18 protein-coding genes and 1 tRNA gene are annotated in these 17,136 nt (G+C 63.6%); 10 read left to right on the top strand and 9 right to left on the bottom strand.

The features are described from left to right. Positions 1 to 209: 209 nt before the first annotated feature. Positions 210 to 692, bottom strand: coding sequence for a CarD family transcriptional regulator (locus OOZ51_RS11615; RefSeq protein WP_011690592.1), 483 nt, complete (start codon positions 690 to 692; stop codon positions 210 to 212). A 295-nt stretch (positions 693 to 987) separates the two neighbouring features. Between OOZ51_RS11615 and OOZ51_RS11610 the strand changes: the two genes are divergently transcribed. Beyond that, positions 988 to 1,539, top strand: coding sequence for a hypothetical protein (locus OOZ51_RS11610; protein WP_265979739.1), 552 nt, complete (start codon positions 988 to 990; stop codon positions 1,537 to 1,539). Between the two features lie 178 nt (positions 1,540 to 1,717). On the opposite strand, the gene OOZ51_RS11605 is transcribed toward OOZ51_RS11610, so the two are convergent. Continuing rightward, positions 1,718 to 2,398, bottom strand: coding sequence for a response regulator transcription factor (locus tag OOZ51_RS11605; RefSeq protein ID WP_059388662.1), 681 nt, complete (start codon positions 2,396 to 2,398; stop codon positions 1,718 to 1,720). Next, positions 2,395 to 3,600 (bottom strand): sensor histidine kinase, encoded by a 1,206-nt coding sequence (locus OOZ51_RS11600; protein WP_265979738.1) that lies wholly within the window; start codon positions 3,598 to 3,600, stop codon positions 2,395 to 2,397. Before OOZ51_RS11600 ends, OOZ51_RS11605 begins: the two co-directional genes overlap by 4 nt. A gap of 208 nt (positions 3,601 to 3,808) precedes the next feature. Here OOZ51_RS11600 and phoU point away from each other — a divergent pair, with 208 nt between their 5' ends. Beyond that, the gene (phoU, locus tag OOZ51_RS11595) at positions 3,809 to 4,462 is read left to right on the top strand and encodes a phosphate signaling complex protein PhoU (protein ID WP_265979720.1); all 654 of its coding nucleotides are present in this window, start codon (positions 3,809 to 3,811) and stop codon (positions 4,460 to 4,462) included. A 79-nt stretch (positions 4,463 to 4,541) separates the two neighbouring features. Here the strand turns inward: phoU and OOZ51_RS11590 are convergent, their stop codons facing one another. Beyond that, positions 4,542 to 5,288, bottom strand: coding sequence for a phosphoglyceromutase (locus OOZ51_RS11590; protein WP_265979719.1), 747 nt, complete (start codon positions 5,286 to 5,288; stop codon positions 4,542 to 4,544). Positions 5,289 to 5,431: 143 nt separating this feature from the next. Here OOZ51_RS11590 and OOZ51_RS11585 point away from each other — a divergent pair, with 143 nt between their 5' ends. After that, complete coding sequence (locus tag OOZ51_RS11585; protein WP_416346371.1) at positions 5,432 to 6,244, top strand: class I SAM-dependent methyltransferase; 813 nt, start codon at positions 5,432 to 5,434, stop codon at positions 6,242 to 6,244. A gap of 127 nt (positions 6,245 to 6,371) precedes the next feature. On the opposite strand, the gene OOZ51_RS11580 is transcribed toward OOZ51_RS11585, so the two are convergent. Both OOZ51_RS11580 and OOZ51_RS11575 read right to left on the bottom strand, forming a co-directional pair. Further along, positions 6,372 to 6,710, bottom strand: coding sequence for a DUF2516 family protein (locus OOZ51_RS11580; RefSeq protein WP_265979717.1), 339 nt, complete (start codon positions 6,708 to 6,710; stop codon positions 6,372 to 6,374). 10 nt (positions 6,711 to 6,720) lie between these two features. Next, a complete protein-coding gene (locus OOZ51_RS11575) occupies positions 6,721 to 7,905 on the bottom strand; it encodes a trans-sulfuration enzyme family protein (protein WP_265979716.1) in 1,185 nt (394 codons plus the stop codon). 188 nt (positions 7,906 to 8,093) lie between these two features. On the opposite strand from OOZ51_RS11575, the gene tmk reads away from it, so the two are divergent. The 3 genes from tmk to OOZ51_RS11560 are packed head-to-tail and all read left to right on the top strand — an operon-like array spanning position 8,094 to position 11,558. Further along, positions 8,094 to 8,774, top strand: coding sequence for a dTMP kinase (tmk, locus tag OOZ51_RS11570; RefSeq protein WP_265979715.1), 681 nt, complete (start codon positions 8,094 to 8,096; stop codon positions 8,772 to 8,774). Then, positions 8,771 to 9,919, top strand: a complete 1,149-nt coding sequence (locus OOZ51_RS11565; RefSeq protein ID WP_265979713.1) for a DNA polymerase III subunit delta' — start codon at positions 8,771 to 8,773, stop codon at positions 9,917 to 9,919. Before tmk ends, OOZ51_RS11565 begins: the two co-directional genes overlap by 4 nt. Before the next feature lie 49 nt (positions 9,920 to 9,968). Then, positions 9,969 to 11,558 carry an alpha/beta hydrolase gene (locus tag OOZ51_RS11560; RefSeq protein ID WP_265979712.1) on the top strand — a complete coding sequence of 530 codons (1,590 nt, stop codon included), beginning with the start codon at positions 9,969 to 9,971 and terminating at the stop codon, positions 11,556 to 11,558. A 126-nt stretch (positions 11,559 to 11,684) separates the two neighbouring features. On the opposite strand, the gene OOZ51_RS11555 is transcribed toward OOZ51_RS11560, so the two are convergent. Further along, a complete protein-coding gene (locus OOZ51_RS11555) occupies positions 11,685 to 12,524 on the bottom strand; it encodes an endonuclease domain-containing protein (protein ID WP_265979711.1) in 840 nt (279 codons plus the stop codon). A gap of 186 nt (positions 12,525 to 12,710) precedes the next feature. Beyond that, the gene (locus tag OOZ51_RS11550; protein WP_265979710.1) at positions 12,711 to 13,454 is read right to left on the bottom strand and encodes an HAD family hydrolase; all 744 of its coding nucleotides are present in this window, start codon (positions 13,452 to 13,454) and stop codon (positions 12,711 to 12,713) included. Between the two features lie 222 nt (positions 13,455 to 13,676). On the opposite strand from OOZ51_RS11550, the gene OOZ51_RS11545 reads away from it, so the two are divergent. The 4 genes from OOZ51_RS11545 (at position 13,677) to OOZ51_RS11530 (ending at position 16,191) form a co-directional block, all read left to right on the top strand. Next, positions 13,677 to 13,749: transfer RNA gene (locus OOZ51_RS11545), tRNA-Thr, on the top strand. A 223-nt stretch (positions 13,750 to 13,972) separates the two neighbouring features. Beyond that, positions 13,973 to 14,149, top strand: coding sequence for a CsbD family protein (locus tag OOZ51_RS11540; protein WP_265979709.1), 177 nt, complete (start codon positions 13,973 to 13,975; stop codon positions 14,147 to 14,149). Positions 14,150 to 14,669: 520 nt separating this feature from the next. Next, entirely contained in the window at positions 14,670 to 14,894 is a 225-nt protein-coding gene (locus OOZ51_RS11535; protein ID WP_265979708.1) for a helix-turn-helix domain-containing protein, read from the top strand. After that, the gene (locus OOZ51_RS11530) at positions 14,887 to 16,191 is read left to right on the top strand and encodes a type II toxin-antitoxin system HipA family toxin (RefSeq protein ID WP_265979706.1); all 1,305 of its coding nucleotides are present in this window, start codon (positions 14,887 to 14,889) and stop codon (positions 16,189 to 16,191) included. Before OOZ51_RS11535 ends, OOZ51_RS11530 begins: the two co-directional genes overlap by 8 nt. A gap of 79 nt (positions 16,192 to 16,270) precedes the next feature. Here the strand turns inward: OOZ51_RS11530 and OOZ51_RS11525 are convergent, their stop codons facing one another. Then, complete coding sequence (locus tag OOZ51_RS11525) at positions 16,271 to 17,110, bottom strand: aldo/keto reductase (RefSeq protein WP_265979705.1); 840 nt, start codon at positions 17,108 to 17,110, stop codon at positions 16,271 to 16,273. Between the last annotated feature and the right edge of the window lie 26 nt (positions 17,111 to 17,136).

Here is a 17,136-nt window from a genome sequence, read left to right as displayed (position 1 = left end):
CCCCCCCCGGGCGCCCCCCCCGGTGACCCTCGTGGCACGTGGGGGGCTTGCGCCCCCCCCAAACCCCCCCCTACTGCCTGGGCCCACGCCGCCAGGGTTCCCTGGCCGAGCTTGCGAGGCGAGGGTGGCGGTAGGGACTACTTGGGCATTCGGGCAAAAGGAAACCCCGGCGGCAGGTTGCCACCGGGGTTTAAATCTTTGAATCTTTGTTAGGAAGCCAGAACTTCGTCGAGAACGCTTGCAGCCTTCTCTTCGTCGGTCTTCTCAGCCAGTGCCAGTTCTGAAATCAGAATCTGACGGGCTTTGGCCAGCATTCGCTTCTCACCTGCGGAAAGGCCGCGATCGTGATCACGGCGCCAAAGATCGCGAACGACCTCTGCAACCTTGATGACGTCGCCGGAAGCAAGCTTCTCCAGGTTTGCCTTGTAGCGACGGGACCAGTTGGTGGGCTCTTCAGTGAACTCGGCACGGAGAACGTCGAAAACGTGCTCCAAGCCTTCCTTGCCCACTACGTCGCGGACCCCAACAAGGTCTACGTTTTCTGCTGGAACTTCAATGGTCAGATCACCCTGAGCCACCTTGAGCTTGAGATACATCTTCTCTTCGCCCTTGATAGTGCGCATCTTGATTTCTTCAATTTTTGCTGCACCGTGGTGAGGGTAAACTACTGTCTCGCCGACCTCAAAAACCATGTGGACTTTCCCCTTTCCCGCAGACCAGTTTATCACGCTTAAGGCATACGATTGGCACGGAGAGGGGTCCTGAACCCCGTAAATACGCGGAAAATGGCCTTTTCGGCCCTCCAGCACCCCCTTGACGGGAAGGCATAAAAGTGCATACGACGGCGCGCCCCGGAATACCATACGCCTCCGGGAGGCCCGCCACAATGGTGCCCGGAATCCTTGTTTGAGCTGGTTTGCCGATAGGCTATGCCTGAAAAGTGTTCCAATGACTCTAAGAGGAGTACGTGTCGTGCGCATTACTGCGATGAACCGTGTCCAGCGCGGCAAGCTGGCGATGGCAGCGGCCGCCATCGGCATCGGTCTCTTGTCCGTGACCGGCTGTGGCTACATCAACGCCCAGCAGACCAGCCACCAGTACGCAGCGTCGGACGGCGTCAAGGAAGACCTCGGTTCGCTCCAGCTGCGCAACATGCTTATTGTCTCCACTGGCGCCAACAAGCCGGGACGCGTTATTGGTGCCGTCTTCAACACTTCCGCCAGCGATGCGACCCTGACCATCAACGGAGCCAGCGGCTCACAGACCAGCATTCCGGTCAAGGCCAAGTCGCAGACCTACCTCAACGAGACCACCGACGCCGCCATTCTGAGCACCACCGGCGGAAACCCGGGCTCCTTGGTTTCCGTGACCATCAAGACAGGCTCCGACTCCCACACCGTGCAGTTCCCGGTCCTGGACGGCTCCTTGAAGGAATACGAGAAGTACATTCCTGCCACGGCCACGCCGAGCCCCTCAACCAGCGGTTCGGCCACTAGCAGCGCCACACCGACACCGAGCGCGAGCAGCACCGGCCACTAGGCGGCAACGGCCTGCGCCACTCTGCCGGCAGACAGGCCCAAGTTACCCTGCAAGAACGCAAAGGAAGGGCTCCCACCATGGGAGCCCTTCCTTTTGCTGTTTGGCGTACACTGTTTGCCTTGCGCGGGCCGTTCCCGGCCTTGCGGGCCTACGGTTGCTTACGGTTGCTTACGGTTGCTTACGGTTCGAACTTGTAGCCCAAGCCGCGCACGGTCACGAGATAGCGGGGAACCGAGGGGTCGGGCTCGATCTTGCTGCGCAAACGCTTCACGTGGACGTCCAGGGTCTTGGTGTCCCCGACGTAGTCGGAGCCCCAGACGCGGTCGATCAGCTGTCCACGGGTGAGCACACGGCCCGAATTGCGAAGGAGCATCTCAAGGAGTTCGAACTCCTTCAGCGGAAGCGACACTTGTTCGCCGTTGACGCTCACCACATGGCGCTCAATGTCCATCCTGACCGGGCCGGCCTGCACGGTGGATGTGATGAGTTCCTCGGGCTCGCCCTGCCGGCGCAGCACGGCACGAACGCGCGCCACGAGTTCCCGGGAAGAGTACGGCTTAGTGACGTAGTCGTCCGCGCCGAGTTCCAGGCCAACCACCTTGTCGATTTCCGAGTCCTTGGCGGTCAGCATGATGACCGGGACGCTGGAACGCTGCCGCAGCTGCCGGCAAACCTCGGTGCCTGGGGTCCCCGGAAGCTGCAGGTCCAGCAGTACCAGATCGGCCCCATTGCGGTCGAACTCCACCAACGCGTCGCTGCCGTTGTCCACTACCTGGACATCGAAGCCTTCCTTGCCCAATAGGTAGGACAGAGGGTCGCTGAAGGACTCTTCGTCCTCCACGATCAGAATCCTGCTCAAGCGCCAGCTCCTTGCTCTAGGGCGCGTACTGCGCCCGTCGTTTGAATAACGTTTCGGGGCTTCGCCCCGGCGTCGTCATTCTCCTGGCCTTCCATTTCCGGAAGGCGGATGGTGAAAGTAGAACCTTGGCCGGGCTGGGACCAGACGGTAACCTCGCCGCCATGGTTGGACACCACATGCTTGACAATACTCAGTCCCAAGCCGGTTCCCCCGGTTTGCCGCGACCTTGCGGCATCCACGCGGTAGAAACGCTCGAAGATCCGCTCCTGGTCCTCGGGGCTAAGTCCTTCGCCCTGGTCCGTGACGGAAATGGCCACCACGCCCTCTTTGGCCCGGACACCCACTCCCACTCGGGTGTTTTCCGGAGAGTAGCGGATGGCGTTGTCGATGAGGTTCCGCAATGCGGTCACCAGCAAGTCCTGGTCACCGAAGACCATGGTTTCCGTCCGGCCGCCGACCACGATTTTGATGTTCTTGAGCTCCGCCGGGAGTTGCGAGCGATCTACGGCTTCGGTAATCACTGTGTTGATATCCACAGCGTGCCCTTGTTGTGCCACGTTGGCGCCCTGGAGCCGGGATAGCTCAATGATGTCCTGCACCAGCGCAGCGAGTCGTGTGGATTCCTTGTGCATGCGCTTCGCAAAGCGACGGACGGCTTCTTCGTCATCCGGGCTTGCCTCAAGGGCCTCAGCCAGCAACGAGATGGCGCCCACCGGCGTCTTGAGTTCGTGCGAGACGTTCGCAACGAAGTCGTTGCGGATCTCCTCGGTGCGGGTGATTTCGGTGCGGTCGTCCGCCAGAAGGACTATATATTCCCATCCGAGCATGGCTGCGCGGACCTGCACCACGATGGTGCCCTTGCCGAGCGGACCGCGGGGCAACTCGAAGGTCTTCTCCAGGATCACGCCGTCGCGCCGGACCTTTGCCGTCATGTCCAGCAGCTGCTTGTGCACAACTGTGTGACCCCTGACGAGGCCGTAAGCGTAGGCCGCGGGACTGGCCCGGACGACGCCGTCGATCGCGTCCACCACCACAAAGGCCCGCCCGACGACGGACAGCACCTCCGCGGCGCCCTCCGGAAGCAGCGGTTCCGTGACGTCCAGGTCCACGATCTTTCGCTGCCGCTCGCTGAGCCTGAACGCGAGCACGCCAAAGACGCCGCACGACAAGCCGGCAAGGCCTGCGATGACACCGATGAGCACTGGATCCACGGATCTAGCTTATGCGCTGGAAACACTGCAAAATATGGAACGGCTACCAAACGGCCCCGATTCAGCTAACGTTCACCTAATGGTGCGCAACCGTTCACGGATCGCTGCCACTCTTACTAGTTGCACCATAGTTAGCTGTGAAGATTTTCGTGCGCCGTCAGAGGGGTGCGGAGGAGATTTCCAAGGAGAGGACGCCACCGTGCGCAAGGTTTTTCAGGAGGAGCTCATCCAGGTCGGTGAGGACCTCATCGAGATCTCAAAGCTGGTTACCGAGGCGATCCAGAACGCGACCACCGCATTCGAAGGGGCAGACGTCGATCTCGCCCAGGACGTCATCGCAGCCGACGCCCGGATCGATTTCCTGCAAAACGGCCTTGACGAGCGCGCCATCGATATCCTGGCCCTCCAAGGCCCTGTGGCAAGCGATCTTCGGATGATCGTTGGCTCCCTGCGGATGAGTGCGTCACTGGAACGGATGGGTGACCTCGCCCGACACGTGGCCCAACTAGCCCGCCTCCGCTACCCGGCCACGGTCATCCCCGAGCAGTTGACGGCAACGTTCAAGGACATGGCCCGCCTCGACCTCGAAATCGTCCAGAAGGTCACCCTGCTCTTGGAGTCGCGCGACCTGGAAGTTGCCCGCGACATCCTCAAGCTCAACATCAGGGTGGACGATCTGCACTTGAGCGTCTTCAGGGCCATCGCAAATCCCGCCTGGGCCGAGACTGCTGCCACCACGGTGGATGTGGCCCTCGCCAGCCGCTACTTCGAGCGCTTCGCAGACCACGGAGTCTCCGTTGCCCGCAAGGTGACCTACCTGGTTACCGGCGAATGGCAGCCAGAAGGCTTCTAGCCAGTCCTATCGACTTAGCCACGACGCCGGCCGGCTCACTTCGCAAGGTGAGCCGGCCGGCGTCGTTTTCTCGAAGGGCCTATTTCTTGCCTTGGGCTGCTACAGCCTTGATGGACTCTGCCGCGGCCTCGGGGTCGAGGTAGGTTCCACCGGGGTTGATCGGCTGGAAGTTCTCGTCCAGATCGTAAACCAACGGGATGCCGGTCGGGATGTTCAGACCGGTTATGTCTTCGTCGCTGATCCCGTCCAGGTGCTTGACGAGGGCGCGCAGGGAGTTGCCGTGGGCCGTGACCAGGACCGTCTTGCCAGCCTTGAGGTCTTCCTTGATGTCTGACTCCCAGTACGGCAGGAGACGGACCAGCACGTCCTTGAGGCACTCGGTGCGCGGCAGGGCGTCGCCGAGGTCTGCGTAGCGCACGTCGTTCACCTGGGAGAACTCGCTGTCATCGGAGAGGGCGGGCGGCGGGGTGTCGTAGCTACGGCGCCATTCCATAAACTGCTCTTCACCGAACTCGGCGAGGGTCTGGGCCTTGTCCTTGCCCTGCAGTGCGCCGTAGTGACGCTCGTTGAGGCGCCAGTCACGCTTGACCGGGATCCAGCCGCGATCGGCTTTGTCCAAGGAGATGTTCGCGGTGTTGATGGCCCGCTTCAGCAAGGACGTGTAGAGGATATCGGGGAGAACGTTGTTCTCGACCAGGAGCTCTCCGCCGCGGGCTGCTTCCTCGCGGCCTTGGTCGTTCAGGTCGACGTCCACCCAGCCGGTGAACAGGTTCTTGGCGTTCCAGTCGCTGTGGCCGTGGCGCAGCAGAATCAGCTTGTAAGTCATGCTTTTCATCCTAAGCGATCATGCCCTGTCGTTACCGGGCGTTACGCCGCCACCCTTTCACCGCAACGCGGGGTCACTTAGCGCCGGTGTTTGTGCCTCGGATGGGCTGTAAGTGACCCCGCGTTGGAGGATAAAGTGGGACGGTGGTGCAGAAGGCGGAGCGGGTCCAAGGCAGGCGCGGCAAACCCGTCGGCAACATCACAAGAGGCACCACCAATCCCAACCGCATGCGCCGGCTCGACCGCTGGCTGGCAGGCCCGCAGGCATGGCGGCTGCGCTCCGCCGTCGACCCCTTGGTAGTGGACCTGGGCTATGGCGCTTCCCCGGCCACCGCCGTCGAACTCTTCGAACGGCTGCGGGCCGTTCGCCCCGACGTTCGAGTGTGCGGGATCGAGATCGAACCAGAGCGAGTCCGGATCGCCAAGGTCTTGGAACGGCCCGGGCTCAGCTTCCACGTGGGCGGTTTCGAGGTTCCCGTTCCGGGCACTCCCGTGCTGGTGCGTGCCTTCAACGTGCTGCGGCAATACGAGGAATCGGACGTGGCAGGAATCTGGGGCTTGGTGCAGTCACGCTTGGCACCGCAAGGATTGTTCATCGACGGAACGTGCGATGAAATCGGCCGCCGCGTGACATGGGTTGCGCTGGATTCAGACGGGCCGCTGAGCTTGAGCCTGTCCATGCGCTTCGGCGGTTTCGAACTGCCCTCCGACGTCGCCGAACGCCTGCCAAAGGCGCTCATCCACCGCAACATTCCGGGCGAGCGGATTCACGCTTTCTTGGGTGCCCTGGACCAGGCATGGTTGGCGGCGGCACCGCTTGCGTCGTTCGGCAACAGGCAGCGGTGGACTGCCATGTGCCAATCAATGCGCGACGCCGGCTGGCCCCTTCAGGACGGAACGTCGCGTTGGCGCTTGGGCGAACTTACCGTTGACTGGGCCGCCGTGGCTCCGGCCTAGCCTTGGAGCCGTGGGCCCACGCCGGCAGGGTTCCCTGAGCGTGGGGCCACACCGGCGAGGGCCCCGGCCTGAGCTTGCGAAGGCGGGGAGCCGGTGGGGACTTGCGAGCTTAGGGTGCCGGTGGGGATCACCAGGGACCGTACGGGCCCTGGTTACGGCCGCTGTTGCCGATTTCCTTGACGGCGGGACGGACATCCGCCAAGTAGACACACGCCGCAGTCACGGCAGCGATGCCAAAGATCCCGAAACCACCCCCGCCACCGAGGACGGAGAACCCGCCGATAACCGCTGCGATGCCGGTCAGGGCCAGCCAGAACGTCTTGGTGCGCTTCGAGGCCGCCTCAAAGGACGAGGGTTTGTGGCGCAGGCAATCCACCAGCGCCCACAGCTCCAAGGCAAAGGCAACCAGTCCCAGAATGAAGTAGATCCCATTCTGGATGTATGAAATCAAAAATTTTCCGTCCACGCCCTCCAGCCTAGCCGTCAAGCGACTTGAGCGCTCGCTCCAAATCCGCCCAGAGATCCTCGACGTTCTCGATACCGACACTCATCCGGACCAAATTGTCCGGCACGCTTAGGGGCTCGGCCGTGTGGCGGCGCCGACGTTCGATGAGGGACTCGACCCCGCCCAGCGATGTCGCAGGGATCCACAACTGCAATGCGCGAACCATCAGATCGGCGGCTTCGGCACCACTGCGGGTTCCGTCTCCGGCCAATTGGATGCACAGGATGGAGCCAAAGCCCTTCATCTGCGATTTGGCCCGCTCATGGCCGGGATCGTTTGGCAGCCCCGGGAAACGGATGGACTCGACGCGCGGGTGGGTGGCCAGCCGCGCGGCCAACGTTGCCGCAGAGGCTTGGGAGCGCTCGATCCGCAGCGCCAGCGTGCGCAGGCCTCGGAGCGCGAGCCAGGCCTCGAAGGGACCGGCGATGCCGCCGTGGATGATGCGGTGGTGGAGAAGTTCCGCGCGCAGTGCCGGATTGGATGTCACCAAGGCGCCGAGTACGACGTCGGAGTGGCCGGCCAGGTATTTGGTCACCGAATGGAGCACGACGTCGGAGCCCAGGCTGAGGGGCTGCTGAACCAGCGGCGTCGAGAAGGTGTTGTCCGTGACCACGATGGCGCCGGCCTCATGGGCAGCGGTGGCCAGGGCCTGGACATCGGCGATGCCGAGCATCGGGTTGGTGGGGCTTTCAATCCACAGCATGCTGGCGGACTTTCCATCCGCGGGGGCGAGCTGTGCCTTGACGGCGTCGGTGTCCGCGATGTCGACGGTCCGCAACTCAAGGATTCCCTTGGCCGCGAGTTCGGCTGCCATGACGAGCGATCCCGCGTAGCTGTGCGTGGGCATGACCAGGACTCCGCCAGCGGGCACGAGTGACAACGCGGAGCTGACCGCGGCCAGGCCCGAAGCGTAGAGCAAGCCGGGCAACTCGGCGCCTTCCAGCTGCGCCAGCGCTTCCTCGAAAGGATCCCAGGTGGGGTTGGCATAGCGTCCGTAGCCGCGGTCGCCGTCGCTCAGTGCCCCCGTGCCGAAATATGTGGAGGACAAAACGATGGGCGGGTTGACTGGTTGGTCATGGCCTCGTTCGGGACGGCCTGCCGCCACCGCCACAGTGTCGGGGGACAGAGCTGCGGCATGTTCTCGGGAAAGACTCATTGCTCCAGCCTACGGCCGGAGGGGAAAGGTCTGGAAAGCTATTACGGCGCCGCCCGGCGGTAGCTGGGGCGTGCCGAGCGGCTAAGGCGCCAGCGGCAGGGGCGCGTTTAGCGGCAGCGCGCCTCTCCGCTGGAGTGGGCTGACGCCGTCGTCGGGTTCTGTCGGTGTTCCTCTGTACGCTTAGATCCGTGACTACGCAGCGCCTTATACAGGACCAGAGCCCCACGCCGGACCAGCGCCCCGGGCTCTTCATCGCCTTCGAAGGCGGGGACGGAGCAGGCAAGTCAACGCAGGCCGCCCGTTTGGCCGAGGCCCTTGAGTCCCTCGGCTTTTCCGTGCTGCGCACTCGCGAGCCGGGAGGCACGCCCATCGGAGAAAAGCTGCGTTCCCTGGTGTTGGACCACGGCCACGGCACCATCGACCCCCGGACCGAAGCCCTCATCTTCGCAGCATCCAGGGCCGCCCATGCAAGCCAAGTGATCCGGCCTGCCCTGGCCGAGGGCTCTGTGGTCATCACGGACCGCTACATCGATTCCTCCGTCGCCTACCAGGGTGCAGGCCGTGACCTTGGAACCGTGGATGTCAGGCGACTCAACGAATGGGCAACCGAAGGCCTCGAACCTGACCTGACCGTGCTCTTGGATGTCCATCCGGGCGATGGCCGGGACCGCAGGACCGCGGGTGACGCCACCGAGGACAGGCTCGAGTCCGAACCGGATGACTTCCACGCCCGCATCCGCGCCGCGTTCTTGGAGCTGGCCGCGGCCCACCCGGAAACCTACCTCGTCCTGACGGCCAAGGATCCCATAGAGGACCTCGCCAATCAGATCCTCGGCCGCGTTCAGGAATTGCTCGGGAGCCGCGCGTGACCGTCTGGGACGAACTCCAAGGCCAGGCGCCCGTCGTCGCGCAATTGCGCGCGGCGGCGCAGGGCGACGGCCTCACGCACGCTTGGCTGTTCACCGGGCCTCCAGGCTCGGGACGATCCAACGCGGCCAAGGCATTCGCCGCCGCGCTGAACTGTGAGCAGGACCACGTTGCCCTTCGCGGCTGCGGCGAATGTGCATCATGCCGGACCATCCTTGGCGAGACCCACTCGGACGTGACCTTTGTCCGTACAGAGAAAGTCACCATCACCATCGAGGAAGCCCGCCAGTTGGTGTCCAAGGCCGGCGACCGGCCGGCGACCGGACGCTGGCGGATCATTGTGGTGGAGGATGCTGACCGCATGGCCGAGCGCACCACCAACGTGCTCCTCAAAGCCATCGAAGAACCCACACCCCGGACCATTTGGATGCTGTGCGCGCCGTCGCCCGCGGACGTGCTGGTTACCATCCGCTCGCGTTGCCGCGCGGTTAACCTCCGGCTCCCGCCCGCGTCCGACGTCGCCGCACTGCTAGTGAGGCGTGACGGCGTCGACCCCGCCATCGCGGACCGGGCCGCGCGCGCAGCCCAAAGCCACATCGGAATTGCACGCCGGTTGGCCCGTGATCCTGAAGCCCGCGAGCGCCGGCTGGAGACGGTCCGGTTCCCGCTGGGCCTGCGGGGCGTCACGGACGCCGTGATGATGGCGGAAAAGTTGGTCAAGATCGCGACCGATGAGGCCAACAGCTCCAACGATGAACGTGATGCCGCCGAGAAGGTCGCCCTGCTAGCAAGCTTGGGCGCTCCGGAGTCGGGCACGTTGCCGCCGTCGATGCGCAGCCAAGTAAGGCAGCTTGAAGACGACCAGAAACGGCGGGCCAAGCGGTCCATCACCGATTCCCTGGACCGCACCCTGACCGACCTGCTGTCCTTCTACCGGGACGTCCTGGTCATCCAGCTGGGGAACGCCGTGGAACTGGTCAACGTTGAACTCAAGACTGAGCTGGAAGCTTACGCCTCTGGTTCCACCCCGGAAATCACCTTGGCCCGCATGGATGCCATCAACAAGGCGCGTGCGCGGATCACCACTACCAACGTGGCACCCCTACTGGCCGTCGAGTCCATGGCGAGCAGCCTCATTCAGCAATAGCCAGATAGTTTAGAACTACAGCACGCTTCCCCAGCATGAGGAGTAACGCATGACGCCCGCACGACGCCGGCCCACCGGGTCCACTTCGCGGACACTGTTCCCATCACTGCGGCGGGCGGCAACAGCAATCGTGGCCACCATTTCCACCGGCCTGCTCCTGAGCGGCTGTGTGTTCTCCGTGCCCCCCACTGGCAATGGGTCCGGCAACGTCAGCACGCCGGACGCGTCCATCGCCGCCGCGGCGCCGGACGGGCTGAAGGAGTTCTACTCCCAAACGGTGAGTTGGACGTCCTGCGAGCAAGGATTCCAGTGCGCCAACATCAACGTGCCGGTGGACTACGCCAAGCCTGACGCAGGCAACATCTCCATCGCCGCCATCCGGCTCCAGAGCCAGGGCACCAAGAAGGGCTCGCTGCTGGTCAATCCCGGCGGTCCCGGGGTGTCAGGCTATGACTTCGTCAGGGACGCGGCCAAGACGCATTTCACCGACAAGCTGCGGTCCCGCTTCGACCTGGTGGGCTTCGATCCCCGCGGAGTCAAGCGTTCGGCACCGGTCACCTGCCTGAGCGATGCTGAGCGTGATGCTTCCCGCGAGAAGGCCTACAACTACGACACGGACCAGGGCCTCAATGCTGCCCTGGCAGACACGAAGGCCGTCAATGCCAAGTGCGTGGAGAAGTCCGGCCCTGCCCTTGCACATATTGACACCGTTAGCTCTGCCAAGGACATGGACATCCTCCGCGCAGTCCTGAACGACGCCAAGCTCAACTTTCTCGGCTTCTCGTACGGCACCTCGCTCGGGTCCACCTATGCGTCCTTGTTCCCGAGCAACGTAGGCAAGCTCGTGCTGGACGGCGCGGTGGACCCTGCCCTGAGCGAGGAGGACATCACCGCCGGTCAGACAGAGGCGTTCGAAAAGGCACTCCGCAGTTATGTGGCCGATTGCGAGGCAAAGTCCGGATGCCCGGTCACAGGAAGCGTTGATGACGGCATACAGCAAGTCCGGGACCTTGTTGCCGACGTCGAGCAGAATCCCAAGCGGGCCAAGGACGGCCGCCTCGTGACGGCGCCAACGTTCGTCAGCGCTATCATCACCCCGCTCTACAGCAACGACTCATGGCCGGCCCTCACCCAAGCCTTGACGGCAGCGGTCCAGGGGGACGATTCGCTCATGCTTCGGATTGCGGACTTCGGCGCGGACCGGGAATCGAACGGCACCTACAGTTCAAACACGACATTCGCGTTCAACGCCGTCAACTGCCTGGACTACCCGATGGTCTCGGACACCGCGGGGATGCGTGCCGAGGAAGCCCGCCTCAAGCAGCTCTCCCCCACCTTCGGCTACTACTTCGCCTACACCGGCGTCAACTGCAAGGACTGGCCATACAAGCCACTGCACGCGCCAGCGCCGGCCCAATACACAGGCTCGGCACCGGTTGTGGTCATCGGCACCACCGGAGACCCCGCCACGCCTCTGGCCTGGGCAGCCTCGCTGCGGAAGCAAATCGGCAACGCCTCCCTGGTGACGTGGAAGGGTGAAGGGCACACCGCATACGGCCGCTCCAACCAGTGCGTGTCCGACGCCGTGGACAACTACTTCGTGGATGGAAAGGTACCTTCAGACGGGACCATGTGCTGAGTTTGTTGGTCGGCCTGGCGGGCCGGCGGGACGGGCAGGCCGCAAAATGGGACCACTATTGGAGCTCTGCTGATCGGTCATCCCTGGCGCAGCGCGGACTGTGGTGCTTGGGGCCGGCAAAGCTGGTCATTTGTTGAGGCGCAGCTTGGCACGACGGGCCAGGATGGCCGCCTGCACTTCCGCCACCATCGCCTCCGGATGGTGCACAACGTCCTCGTAGAAGTACCTCAGCACCGTGAAACCGCCGGCAACGGAGGTGTTGTCCCGCCGTCGATCCCTCTTGATGGCCCGGGGTTCGAAATGGGTCTTGCCGTCCAGTTCGACGATCAAGAAGCCTTCGACGACGAAATCGACTTCTCCGACTCCGGGCAGTTCCACGTGCTGCACGAAGTCGATTCCAGCTTGCCTGAAGTGCATCGCCGCCAGGGGTTCGAGCAAAGAGTCCGCTCTGCCGCACACGAAATCCAGGACGCCCCGTGCCCGGCCGTTCCGATTGCCGGGGAGCCTTCTGCGCAGGAAGTCCACGGTTATGTCGCCACGCACGACGGCACATTGCACCATGACCAACGCCTCGGCGGCGGGCCTGCATCGTAGTACGTGCACCAAAACGTCCGCGAGCGCTGCCACGGGCCTGCCTGGCAAGGGCGGCAACCATGCGCTCCGGTGCGGCACCACGCCGTCGCGCGGTAACCCGTTGCCGCAGACTAAATGGAGCTCGCTGGCCTGATGCAGTTGCCACAGGCCATGATGCGGCGCAGCCGAGATGCACGTGAGGACACCGCCGTGCCGATAAGCCTCAGCAAATTCCGGCGGGGCGCCGGGCAGGGCCACAACCCCTCGGTAGGGGACCAACACGGCGCCCCTCCGTCCCGCGGTCCTGAGCTGCCACGCGCCGACTCCGGCTTTGAGAAGATCCCTGCGCAGGGCCGTGCCGCCTCGAGCACGAAGGGCTGCCTTGAGATCCATGGCTCCACGATGCCTCCCGGCGGCATCCATTCGGAGCCCTGGGGTTGCCTATGTGGATAACTCCGCGCTTTCCGACCTCCACGTCCTACCAGCTTTGCCAACGAGTCGGCTGCGCAAGTGGCGGACTGGCGGCTCGCGGAGTGCGAGTGCTGGCGAAAAAGCGGTAGATCGTTGCGGGACCGGGCGCTAGAGGCGTGCCGCGCGGGGCTCCAGCAGCGCGGGAAGGTACTTGACTGAGGGCACGACGGCGGTGGCGCCGGCCGCCCGCAAAGCCGCCTCAGCGTGGAAGCCGGTAAGCACGCCCACCACGGCGGAGGCGCCGGAGCGCACACCGCACAACATGTCCGAGCTCGTGTCCCCCACTACAGCGACCTCACGGACATCATCCAGGTCAAGGGCGAGCACGGCGGTGAGGATCATGTCCGGGTACGGGCGTCCGCGGCCGGCGTCTGCAGGGCACAGGCTGAGATCGGCTTTCCCCATCCAGCCCAGGGACTCAAGCACCATGTTCTGCGTGTGCCGGCCGAAGCCCGTGGCCAGGCAGACTTTCACGCCGGAGTCTCGCATCCAGTCGATGGTTTCCTCGGCTCCTGGAATTGCCCGGACGCCGCCGTCGGCAATCAGATCATCGTAGGCGCGTTCGAAGGCCTTGTTGGCGCTCTCGGCCCGTCCCACGTCCTCGAATAGGTGGCTGAAAACGGTCAACTTCGAAAAGCCCATGGTGTCGCGGGCGTAACCGAGCATGCTTTCGAATCGTGGGGAACCGGGCTCGACGCCGGTCTCCTGCAGGGCCAGGGACATCGCACGTTCCGTACGCCCATCGTCCGTGATTGTAGTGCCCACCATGTCCAGTACAGCAAGCCGGAGCCGCTGCGCACGATGTGCCCCGGCGTCGTCCGCGTTGATCCTCTTGCTGCTGTCCATGCTCATGGCGCCCCTTCGCTGGTAGATGGCCGAAATCATGCGGCCACGTTAGTCCGCCCAGCTTGCCCCCGGTCCACGACGACGGCCTGAACCGGGCGCGACGTGCGGGTGAATTCCGCAACAACGGCACCGAGGGAGGTCCGCCTGGGGCTGTTTTGACCCGGACGAGGTGACTCTATTACAGTTGTATCTTGCGTGATTCAGCCGGTCTCCGGACGATGGCGCGGTGCTTCCTTAGCTCAGTCGGTAGAGCGTTTCACTCGTAATGAAAAGGTCATCAGTTCGATTCTGATAGGAAGCTCTGAAAGAACCCCGTATTTCCGCTTGTTCAGCGGGGATGCGGGGTTTTTTGGTGGTCTCTGACAATGTCCTGGAGTGACGGCAATCTAGTCGAGTCCATTGGGTGCCGGAGAGCTTGTCGGCGGTTAGACAAGCGGAGCCGGACTTGAAACTCAAACCCTAAGCATGCTTAGGATGGGGTAACGGCCGTATCGATCGGCTGCCGAACCAGAGGAGGAAACACCATGGGACTAGGCGACAAGATTGAGAACGCTGCCGAGAAGGCTGGCGGCAAGGGCAAGGAAGCTGCCGGTAACGCCACGGGCGACGAAAGTCTGAGGAATGAAGGCCAGGCCGACCAGGCCAAGGGCGATTTGAAGCAGGCCGGCGAGAAAGTCAAGGACGCCTTCAAAAAGGACTGACCTGACCGTCTAGCGAAGGGCGCATCACATCGGGGTGCGCCCTTCGCCGTGCCGGGTTTGGATGCTGGACCCTTCCAGAGGGTTGAGTCGCTGCGTGAGCCAGCCAAGCTGATGCCCGATGCCATGCGTCGGATCCGGATCGGTGTGCCCGCACGCTGAGGGAATCCTTCTGAGCCAGCGTGCTCAGATCTCTTCTGAGGACTTGCTGCGCCGCATATGGTTGTGGATCAACAGCCCGTGGGAACAATCGATAGGGGTGGAATGGACCTTCCTCCCAAGCGGAGTCGGACGCCACAGGAGTCAGAGCCGCCAGCACAGCGATCAACGACCCTGTGGATTCTTCGGATCTCCGTCCTGACGGCTGATGCCTTGACCCTGGCCAATGAGCCAAGCAACCAAACCCTGCTTGGGCTCGCACGGCATTCTCCAAAGTTAGACTACCTTTTCGTAATCATCCTGCTACGATTACGAAAAGGTAATCACTTCCCTTGTACTACGAATAGCTCATCAAGGTGGTCGGATGCACGGCGTTATGAAGTCCGTTTCGGACCTGGGCCTGATGGTCTACGGCATCCGGCAACGCACCGGGCTTTCCCAGCGCGACCTGGCCGCACGGCTCGGGGTCAGCCAGCGATACCTCTCCGAACTGGAGACCGGCAAACCCAAAGTCCTCAACGACCAGTTCTTCGCCGTCATGGAGAAACTCGGCATCGAACTGACCTTCCGGGAACGCAACCGTGGCTGAGGCCCAGGATGTCCACCTCTATGGCACCGTCATCGGCAGTATGGTCCGGGCCGGCGCTTCCACGGTGGCATTCGAGTCCTCCGAGGCCGGAATGGCGCGGTTCGGGATCGGCTCGCGTATCCTCTCCGCCAATCTGCCGCTTGGACCCCGGGCCTCCACACCGGAAGCGGCGACCGCGTTTTTCGGCGGGCTTCTACCGGAGGGTTCCGGCAGGTCCAACCTGGCCAAACAGGCCCAGGTCAGCCGCGACGATGTCTACGCCCTGGTGTCCTACGCCGGCCGCGACGTCGCCGGCGCGATCCGGGTCGGCGGGGACCCCGGCGAACCGGCGGAATCCTACGAAGCGCTGACCGACGAGCAGATCGCGGTACGGCTGACACTCATCAACGACTATGCCCTGGGCGCCGTCGGCGGTGGCGGCTCCCTGGCCGGGTACCAGCCCAAGACCACCGTTGCCCTGCTCGACGGGGCATGGCACGCCGGCGTCGACGGCGCCGCCTCCACACACATCATCAAGCCGGTCGCCGCTGGCAACGAACATGCCCTACACGCCGAGGCCTATTGCCTTGAACTATCCCGCCGGATCGGTCTGACCACTTTTGCCAGCGACGTGCGCAGCTTCGCGGGCCGGACCGTCCTCGTGCTGGAGCGCTACGATCGCCGGGTCGCCGGCCGCAGCGTGGAACGCATCCACCAAGAGGACGGCGCCCAGGCCCTGGGTCTGCCCTGGGACACCGACAGCAAATTCGAAAGCGTCAACGCTGCCGCGAACCTGCGGAGTCTTGCGAGCCTACTGCAGCGCCGCCGTGACATCTTCGGTGCCGGGCCCGATGACCGCGAGACCCTGCTTGCGCACACCACTTTCAACACCGCGGTCGGCAACACCGACGCACACGCCAAAAACTTCTCTACCCTCCGGACTGACGATGGCGCCGTCACCATCGCACCGCTCTACGACGTCTCCACCCATGCGTTGGCGCCCAACGGCCAGCTGAACATGTCACTGCGGGTCAACGACCGCGCCTTCCAGCCGTCCGTGACTGTCGAGGACCTCGTCGCCGAAGGCGTGTCTTGGGGTCTTGAGGAGCAGTACGCACGCAAATCTGTCACTGGCACGCTCGAGAAACTGGCCTATGCCCTCGACCGGGCAGACGGGTCCACCGTGGGGGAGCAGGTGGTCCGGTTCATTGCCCACGGGACGAGAAATCTTCTGGACGGCAAGGCTGCCGGTGTCGGCGGCGCACATCCGTCCCTTGTCGCGCTTGGCCCCGTTTCCGCCATGCCTCCGCGACGCTGACTGCCCCGGAGGGCGAAAAAGCCCCGCACGTGCTGGGTTCCAGCAGGTGCGGGGCCTTCATTTCGAAACTTCCGAGCGACTAAGCGAAGTCGGAAACCGCCGGATCCGGTCCGATGCGGCCCTCGGCGCCGCGGTCCAGGCCGGTGATGGCCTCGATGTCGGCTTCATCCAGGGTGACGTCAAGTGCCGCGAAGTTCTCCTGGATCCGGGACTCGGTCACGGACTTGGGGATCACGACGTTGCCGATCGCCAGGTGCCAGGCAATGACTACCTGAGCCGGGGTGGCGCCGTGTTTGGCGGCGATCTGGGCGATGGCGGCGTTTTCAAGGAGCTCGCCGCCCTGGCCCAGTGGTGACCAGGCCTGGGTCAGGATGCCATGGGAGGCGTCGAAGTCCCGGAGTTCTGCCTGGTTGAAGAACGGGTGCAACTCAATCTGGTGGATCGCCGGAACCACGCCGGTCTCGTCGATCAGGCGCTGCAGGCCTTCCTTGCTGAAGTTGGAGACGCCGATGGACTTGATGCGTCCGCGCTTCTGGAGCTCAATGAGCGCCTTCCACGTGTCCACGAACTTGTCCTGCTTGGGCTGCATCCAGTGGATCAGGTACAGATCAAGGGTTTCCAGGCCAAGGCGATCCATGGATTCTTCAAAAGCAGCAAGGGTGGACTCGTAGCCTTGGTCCGCGTTCCACAGCTTGGTGGTGATAAAGATTTCCTCGGGCTTGAGTCCGGAGGAAGCGATGGCGCGTCCTACGCCCGCCTCGTTGCCGTAGATCTTGGCAGTGTCGATGTGGCGGTAGCCGGCTTCGAATGCCTGGCGCACCACCTTTTCGGCTACATCGTCCTCAACCTGCCACACCCCGTAGCCGAGCTGGGGAATGGAGTTGCCGTCGTTAAAAGTAAGGTTCGGTGACGAAGTCATGGCTTCCATCCTGCCAGCCACGCACT

The organism is Arthrobacter rhizophilus (genome assembly GCF_026241105.1).
GTDB lineage: Bacteria > Actinomycetota > Actinomycetes > Actinomycetales > Micrococcaceae > Arthrobacter.
Note: the sequence above shows the minus strand (reverse complement) of the source record. Positions and strands in the feature narration are given on the sequence as shown.

Excerpts from the sequence above, each read along its gene's own strand:
- OOZ51_RS11590 (WP_265979719.1), bottom strand. The coding sequence starts at position 5,288 with ATGACTTACAAGCTGATTCTGCTGCGCCACGGCCACAGCGACTGGAAC.
- OOZ51_RS11615 (WP_011690592.1), bottom strand. The coding sequence starts at position 692 with ATGGTTTTTGAGGTCGGCGAGACAGTAGTTTACCCTCACCACGGTGCA.
- OOZ51_RS11550 (WP_265979710.1), bottom strand. The coding sequence starts at position 13,454 with ATGAGCATGGACAGCAGCAAGAGGATCAACGCGGACGACGCCGGGGCA.
- OOZ51_RS11610 (WP_265979739.1), top strand. The coding sequence starts at position 988 with ATGAACCGTGTCCAGCGCGGCAAGCTGGCGATGGCAGCGGCCGCCATC.
- OOZ51_RS11575 (WP_265979716.1), bottom strand. The coding sequence starts at position 7,905 with ATGAGTCTTTCCCGAGAACATGCCGCAGCTCTGTCCCCCGACACTGTG.
- OOZ51_RS11525 (WP_265979705.1), bottom strand. The coding sequence starts at position 17,110 with ATGACTTCGTCACCGAACCTTACTTTTAACGACGGCAACTCCATTCCC.
- OOZ51_RS11555 (WP_265979711.1), bottom strand. The coding sequence starts at position 12,524 with ATGGATCTCAAGGCAGCCCTTCGTGCTCGAGGCGGCACGGCCCTGCGC.
- OOZ51_RS11540 (WP_265979709.1), top strand. The coding sequence starts at position 13,973 with ATGGGACTAGGCGACAAGATTGAGAACGCTGCCGAGAAGGCTGGCGGC.
- OOZ51_RS11535 (WP_265979708.1), top strand. The coding sequence starts at position 14,670 with ATGCACGGCGTTATGAAGTCCGTTTCGGACCTGGGCCTGATGGTCTAC.
- OOZ51_RS11560 (WP_265979712.1), top strand. The coding sequence starts at position 9,969 with ATGACGCCCGCACGACGCCGGCCCACCGGGTCCACTTCGCGGACACTG.